This is a genomic window from Kitasatospora sp. NPDC085879, assembly GCF_040686255.1.
GTDB lineage: Bacteria > Actinomycetota > Actinomycetes > Streptomycetales > Streptomycetaceae > Kitasatospora.
Genome location: NZ_JBFBJZ010000159.1, coordinates 1 through 4,580 on the forward strand (window position 1 = coordinate 1; position 4,580 = coordinate 4,580).

The following is a 4,580-nucleotide window of genomic DNA, read 5'->3' on the forward strand; positions in this document are numbered from 1 at the left end:
TCGTCCTCCTCGGAGGAGGTCAAGTCCTCGGCGCGGGCCGCAATCGTGCTTCCGCTGTTCTCGGGCCATCCGAGTGCGACGGTCGTCCGGTCCACTTGCGCCGGGTAGAGCCGGCCTCCAGGCGTCGGGTGCCCCCCAGAGATGGTTGATGATCTCGGCCAGATCCGACAGGGTCCGTGCGGCGTCCACCGGCAGTTCGTGGACGGCACCACCCAGCTCGCCGTCCCCAACACCGAGCCCGGCGTCCTGGAGTTCAGCGACCGCAGCGGGAAGCCGCTGTTCACCGTCACCACCACCCCCGTCCAGTGAGCGCCCGCCGGGCGGCGAAGATGCGCCGGCCGCCTACCGGCGGCGGTGGTCGTTGGGTGCGAGGCGGGGCCCGAATCGGGGTGCGCGGACGCCGAGCGCGCGGATGAGGCGGCGGACGCGGTGGCGGTGGCCGGCGTAGGGGGCGAGGAGTTCGAGCATCTCCTCGTCGGTGCCGCGGGCCTTCCCGGCGAGGGCCCAGGCGACGGTGTTCGGCAGGTGCAGGTCGCCGACCGAGACCGCGTCTGGGTCGCCGTTGCAGCGCTGCAGCGTCTCGGCCGCGGTCCACGGACCGATCCCGGGCACGTGCATCAGCCGGGCCGCCGCCTCCGTGCCGGCCATTGCGGAGGCTTCCTCCAGGCGGGGTGCGAGCCGCACCGCGCGGAGGATCGTTTCGGTGCGCTTCGCGTCCACGCCCGCGCGGTGCCAGGACCAGGAGGGCACCAGCGCCCACTCCCGCGCCGACGGCGGCACCACCAGTCCGAGCTCCGCACCCGGTCCGGGCGCTGCAGTTCCGTGACGGCGCAGCAGGTACCGCCAGGCGCGGTGCGCCTCGGTCACCGTGACCTTCTGCTCGAGGACGGCCGGCACGAGCGAGTCCATCACCAGACCGCTCGCACTGAGACGCAGTCCGGGGTTGCGCCGCTGGACGTCCCGCAGCTTCCCGGGCGGCAGCACCAGGTCGTCCGGCTCATCGTTCACGCCGAGCATCGCCGGCAACTGTTCGAGCAGCCAGTCCGCGCCCGGCCCCCACGCGGTCGCGGCGACAGTGCCGTCGGCCGACCGTGCCACGATCCGCAGCGTCCCCAGCCCCGCCGGGGTGCGCGAAGCCCGCCACATGGTGCCCGACTCCAGCCGGATCGTCGGATCCCCCGCTCCGCGGCGCAGTGGCGAGATCACGGCCGGGAGGTCGAGCGCGTACGGCGGGCGCCAGGTCCGCGATCGTGCACTGTCCACTGCTCTCACCGCCATGCCCGTGCCGTTCGGTCCCGCCGCAGTCCGGCGGCACCGGCGCACCTTACGCGACCAGCCTGACGGTGGCCGCTGTCCCGGTCCAGCACCGCCCGGAAGAGGTTCGGGGCGCAGGAGTGCGGCCGGCTGTCCCGTCTCAACGAAGTTTGACCGGTCTCAACGGACTTTGACCGCGGCCTCCACCAGCAGGAGCGGGTACGGAGCGGCGTCAGAACGGCGGTTCGTTGGAGTAGGTGCCGCCCCAGGGGTCGGGGGCCGGGGCGGCGCTTGGCCGGACCTGGAGGGCTCGGACGGCGTCCTTGATGCGGCCGAGGTCGATGAGATGGTGGGCCAGGACAGTGCTATTGGAAACGGGGTGCTGTTCGAGGACAGCGACGGCTTCCTCGATGCGGCCGGCCTTGGCAAGCAGGTCAGAGAGGGACCAGGCCGCGTACCAGGTGCCGCCTTCGGGGTGCGCCCGGGCCTGCTCGATCGCTTCGTCGCGTAGGCCGCAGTCGGCCATTAGCGGAAGCCGCATCCGGAAGAAGTCCCACTCCTCCTCACCGTCACGCCGCTCCTTGAGGGCGTCGAGGTAGGCCAGAGCCTCCTGGGCACGGCTGTGCTCGGCATACAGGGTGCACAGCGTGTCAACGACGCAGTCGTCCGCGCCGCCCGGAGAGTCCGCCAGGGCGCGCATCACCGCGATCGCCTCGTCGACGCGGCCGTGCCGGACCAAGAGCTGGGACAGTAGATGGGCCACGCGCCACATGCCGTGGGGCTTCTCGGCGAAGGTCCGGTAGACGGTGGTCGCTCCCTCCTCATCGCCGCGTTCCTCCAGCACCTCGGCCAGGCTCCGCGCGGCGTGCCCGTGGTGCTCGGAGTCGGCGTACGCGCGCAGTTCCTCAATCCGTCCGTGCCTGGCCAGCAGGTCGGCCAGCGCGTCCCGGCCGTTGACCGACGTAACCTCCCGGCGGCGCAGCAGGGCGATCGCCTCGTCGACGCGGCCTTGCCGTTCCCGGACGGTGGCGAGCAGGTCGAAGGCGTTGGACGGCTCCAGGCGGAGCCGGTGGCAGTCGGGGTCGTCGCAGGCCGGGACCGCGGCCTCGATCCGGGTTTCCAGCAGCGCCCCCACCTCCTCGTCCTGGCCTGCGGCTTCGGCGACGTCGACCAGGGCCTGGGCGATGAACCAGTCCTCAATCCCGGGCCGCAGCAGCGCGAGCGCCTCGGCGGCCCGGCCGTGGCGGGCCAGCAGACGCGCGAAGAAGTCGAGGACCAACCGGTCGCCGGCCTGCGCGTAGGGGCGGGACAGCTCGATCGCCTCCTGCGCCCTGCCCCAGCCTTCCAACAGCTCGGCCCGGGCCCGGGCGGCCGGCCACCAGCCCGTCGCGATATACGGACCAAGCACGTCCAGCGCCTGCTCGTACTGCCGTCGGTCGCCGAGCAGCCGCGCCCACTCCAGCGCGCAGAACCACTCCCCGCGCCCGGCCTGGAACTCCACTTCCCGCTCGTGGCCAAGCTCCAGAAGCCGGGTCACCAGCGACGCAGGAATGCAGCCCGACAAGGTCCGGGCCCGGTAATCAAGATCAGCAGTGTCCACGACCCCGCACCCTAGCCGCCACCCCCGACACACCCCGGATCCGCCCGCAGTCAACGTCCGATGAGACGAATCCCGCCCCGTCAAACTTCGCTGAGACTGATCAAACTTCGGTGAGACAGGTCAGCCGCCGTGCGGGGCGCGAGCGGGGGGCGACACGCGAAAGATATTCGCACAAGTATTCGAACAAGGTCTGCGCTGGTGGGACGGAGGGGTTCCGGATCGGCGAGGGGGTCGTGCGAGCGAGGAGGCGGCGCGCGTGTTCACGCATCTGCACGTGGCCTCCGGCTACTCGGCCCGCTACGGCGCGAGCCTGCCGGACGCCCTTGCCGCTCGGGCCGCCGAGCAGAAGCTCGGCGCGCTCGCGCTGACCGACCGCGACACGGTGGCCGGCGCGGTGCGGTTCGCGAAGGCCTGCGCGGCCTCCGGCGTCCGGCCGCTGTTCGGCGCCGACCTGGCCGTTCCGTTCCTCGACAGTGCCGCGGCCGGCCGAACGGGCCGGCCAGGTGCGGCCGTCGTGGTGGGGGAGCGGCGGCCGCGGACCCCGGCGCGGGGCGGCGCGTTCGTCGACGAGTCCGCGCCGCGGATCACCCTGTTGGCCCGGGACCGGACCGGGTGGGCGAACCTGTGCGCGTTGATCACCGCGGGCTGGGCCGCCCGTGTGGAACGCGGCGGCGGCCAGCCGATCGTCCCGTGGGCGGCGATCCAGGAGCACGCCGAGGGCCTGACCGTGTTGCTCGGCCCCGGCTCTCAGCCGCTGCGGGCGCTCGCCGCCGGCCGCCCCGACACCGCCACCGAACTCCTCGCCCCCTGGCGCGAGGTCTTCGGGCCGCACCTGCGCCTGGAGGCCGTCCACCACCGCCGCACCGGCACCGCACCCGGTTCGCTGCGGCTGGCCGCCCGCACGGTCGGTCTCGCCGCTGACCTCGACCTGCTCGCCGTGATCACCAACGCGGTCCGCTACCTCGATCCGGCCCAGTCGCGGGTCGCGGACGTGCTGGACTCCGCCCGGCTGCTGATGCCGATCCGGCCGGATCGGACCTGCAACGGCGAGCGCACCCTGAAGGACCACCGCGAGATGGCCCAGCTGGCGGAGGAGGTCGCCCGCGCGGCCGGCCAGGAACACGGCGGCGCCGCGCACCTCCTCGCGACCACAGCCCGCACCGCCACTGACTGTCGCCTCGACCCGGCGTCCGACTTCGGCATCGGCCAGGTCCACTTCCCCGAGGAGCACGTCGTCGGCGTCGCCCCCGGCACCTCCGCCCGGGTGCTGCGCGAGCGCTGCGACGCCGCGTTGGTCCGGTACGGCTACGACCGCAGCCCCACCATGCGCACCCGGCTGGAGGAGGAGTTGCGGGTCATCAACACGCTCGGCTGGCCGACATACTTCCTGACGGTCGCCCAGGTCGTCGACGACGTGAAGGAGATGGGCATCCGCGTCCAGGCCCGCAGCTCCGGCGCCGGATCCTTGGTGGTGCACCTGCTGGGTGTCAGCTTCGCGAACCCGCTCGACCACGAGCTGATCATGGAGCGGTTCCTCAACCTGCGGCGCAAGAGCCTGCCGGACATCGACATCGACGTGGAGTCCGCACGCCGCCTCGAGGTCTACCGCCGGATCATGACCCGCTACGGCGCCGAACGCGTCTGCACCCTCTCCATGCCCGAGACCTACCGCGCCCGGCACGCCATCCGCGACACCGGCCTCGCCCTCGGCCTGCCCCCCGACGAG

At 72.9% G+C, this 4,580-nt stretch carries 4 protein-coding genes; 2 read left to right on the top strand and 2 right to left on the bottom strand.

Translation table 11 applies throughout. The features are described from left to right. The first annotated feature begins 141 nt into the window (after positions 1–141). Positions 142–309, top strand: a complete 168-nt coding sequence (locus AB0P35_RS41515) for a hypothetical protein (protein ID WP_363521663.1) — start codon at positions 142–144, stop codon at positions 307–309. Positions 310–342: 33 nt separating this feature from the next. Here AB0P35_RS41515 and AB0P35_RS41520 read toward each other — a convergent pair whose 3' ends face one another. Then, on the bottom strand, positions 343–1,263 hold the full coding sequence (locus tag AB0P35_RS41520) for a DNA-3-methyladenine glycosylase 2 family protein (RefSeq protein WP_257019579.1): 921 nt from the start codon (positions 1,261–1,263) through the stop codon (positions 343–345). A 223-nt stretch (positions 1,264–1,486) separates the two neighbouring features. Beyond that, positions 1,487–2,791 carry a hypothetical protein gene (locus AB0P35_RS41525; protein ID WP_363521667.1) on the bottom strand — a complete coding sequence of 435 codons (1,305 nt, stop codon included), beginning with the start codon at positions 2,789–2,791 and terminating at the stop codon, positions 1,487–1,489. A 319-nt stretch (positions 2,792–3,110) separates the two neighbouring features. Between AB0P35_RS41525 and AB0P35_RS41530 the strand changes: the two genes are divergently transcribed. Beyond that, on the top strand, positions 3,111–4,580 hold a 1,470-nt coding region (locus AB0P35_RS41530), incomplete at its 3' end, for a PHP domain-containing protein (RefSeq protein WP_363521670.1).